At 54.1% G+C, this 2,279-nt stretch carries 2 protein-coding genes and 1 pseudogene; 2 read left to right on the top strand and 1 reads right to left on the bottom strand.

The window, feature by feature from the left end; all coding sequences use genetic code 11:
- The first annotated feature begins 250 nt into the window (after positions 1-250).
- A complete protein-coding gene (locus MVD07_RS04870) occupies positions 251-1,582 on the top strand; it encodes an NCS2 family permease (protein ID WP_297499269.1) in 1,332 nt (443 codons plus the stop codon).
- A gap of 18 nt (positions 1,583-1,600) precedes the next feature.
- Here the strand turns inward: MVD07_RS04870 and MVD07_RS04865 are convergent, their stop codons facing one another.
- Positions 1,601-2,032, bottom strand: a complete 432-nt coding sequence (locus MVD07_RS04865; protein ID WP_297499271.1) for a metal-dependent transcriptional regulator — start codon at positions 2,030-2,032, stop codon at positions 1,601-1,603.
- An 88-nt stretch (positions 2,033-2,120) separates the two neighbouring features.
- Here MVD07_RS04865 and MVD07_RS04860 point away from each other — a divergent pair.
- A pseudogene (locus MVD07_RS04860) lies at positions 2,121-2,279 on the top strand (diphthine synthase); the annotation flags it as partial.

Genomic DNA, 2,279 nt, shown 5'->3' with positions numbered 1-2,279 from the left:
CGAGCTGTTGGACGTTGAACTTCTCCCGGGCAGAGTGAGGTTAAGACTGAATCTGGGGGGAACAACCATAACGGCCGAGCGGTTTATAAACGAGCTCTTCTTCGACCCCGAAAAGCCACCGTCTAAGGTCGGTCTGGAGGTAAAATCCTACGCTCTTCTACCCTCCCCTCTTTGACTTATTTTTGTTAAGATAAGACTTATAAATTAGTTTTATCGCCATGTTAATGTCAAGATAACCCGGGGTGATAACATGGGCTGGTTTGAGAGATACTTCGAGTTTGAAAGGTACGGCACCAATATGAGAACCGAAGTTCTGGCCGGCATAACGACCTTCATGACGATGGCCTACATACTCTTCGTGAACCCTGCCATACTCAGCGACGCAATCGGCAAGGATGCCTTCAACTCCCTCGTCGCGGTAACGGCCCTCTCGGCCGGCCTGACGACGATTCTGATGGCGCTCTACGCTAGGAAGCCCTTCGCCTTAGCCCCAGGGATGGGACTTAACGCGTACTTCGCCTACACGGTGGCTCCAAAATACGGCTGGAGGGTTGCCCTCGCGGCCGTCTTCGTCGAGGGGCTGATATTCATAGGCCTTACCCTAACCAAGGTCAGGAGTGCTGTGATACATGCCATCCCCATGAGCCAGAAGTACTCCATCGGAGCTGGAATCGGCCTGTTTCTGACACTCATCGGCCTCAACGACGTTGGGCTCCTCTCCGCGGCAGTCAGCAAGACAGGTGTCCTGAAGTTCACCGGTCTCAATGCCCCGGCCCTCAAAACAGGCCCGATTCTGCTCTTCCTCTTCGGTCTCTTCCTCACGGGAATACTCATAGCGAGGCGCATCAAGGGCGCCCTCTTCATCTCAATACTCACGACGGCCCTTCTCGGCTGGATAACCGGCCTCGCCCCCTGGCCCAAGCAGGTATTCTCCATGCCCAACATAAGCTACACCTTTCTCAAAATGGACCTCCACGGCCTCATCAACGCCGGGGTCCTCGGAGTCGTCTTCGCCTTCTTCATGGTGGACTTCTTCGACACCGTGGGGACCGTAACGGGGCTCAGCGCTAAGGCAGGATTCCTGACAAAGGAAGGGAAAGTCCCCGACGCTGAGAAGGTTCTCCTTACAGATGCCATTGGAACGACCCTCGGCGCCATCCTGGGAACTTCGACAGTTACGACTTACATTGAGAGCGCGGCTGGAATCGAAGAAGGCGGGAGAACCGGGATGACGGCCCTTGTCACAGGACTTCTCTTCCTTGCGATAGGCCTCTTCATAGCCCCGCTCGCAGGTGCGATACCCTCCTTCGCAACTGCCCCTGCACTGGTCATAGTCGGCTACTACATGCTCACGGCGTTGAGGGGGGTTGACTTCAGCGACCACACGGAGGCCCTGCCGGCTTTCCTAGTGCTCATAACGGTACCTTACACCTACTCAATAGCGGACGGCATAGGCGTCGGCTTCATAAGCTACACACTGCTCAAGGTCTTCAGTGGACGCTGGAGGGAAGTGCACCCGCTCATGTACGCGCTAGCACTGGTCTTCGTGGCCTACTTCGCCTACCTCGCAGGGGTCTTTTGATTAAATTTGAAGAAGAGTTCAGCCCTTTTCTTTTTCAAGCTTCTCTTTAAGGAACTGCTTGAGGACGTAGGGACACTGCTCCTGTATGAACTTGGCAAACTCCTTCATCCTCTGGACGGTTATCTCGCTCACGTAGTGCTCGAACTGACATGCATCGTGCTCGGCTGTCTCCGGAGGGATGCCGAGTATGTCAATGAAGAACTCTGTAAGGAAGACGTGCTTCGAGTACGTGTCCTCCGCTATTTTTCTTCCCTTCTCAGTCAGGAGAATCCTGTCGTACTTCTCGTACTCGACGAGGCCCTTCTCAGCGAGCTTCTTGAGGGCGTCAACAACGCTCGGGGGCTTGACGTTCATCAGCTTGGCTATGTCCTTCACGCGGATAACGCCCTTGTTCTTGCGGAGGATGTACATCGCCTCCAGGTACTCCTCCTCTCTCTTGCTGATCTTCACGGGTCCCACCTGTATTAGGTTTGCCAAAAACCTTTAAGTAGTTTTCCCAAGGCTTAAAAGTTTTAGGAGAACTCCCGACGGTGATGCTATGGCGCTCTACTTCATAGGTATGGGGCTCTATGATGAAAAGGACATAACGCTCAAGGGACTTGAAGTGGCGAGGAGATGTGATGAGGTCTTTGCCGAGTTCTACACCTCCCTGCTGGCTGGGACGACCCTTGAGAGAATCGAGGGGCTGATAGGGAAG

This window comes from Thermococcus sp. (assembly GCF_027008145.1).
In the GTDB taxonomy this organism is placed as follows: Archaea; Methanobacteriota_B; Thermococci; order Thermococcales; family Thermococcaceae; genus Thermococcus.
The sequence above is the reverse complement of the archived record's forward strand: the minus strand, read 5'-3'. Positions and strand labels throughout refer to the sequence as shown.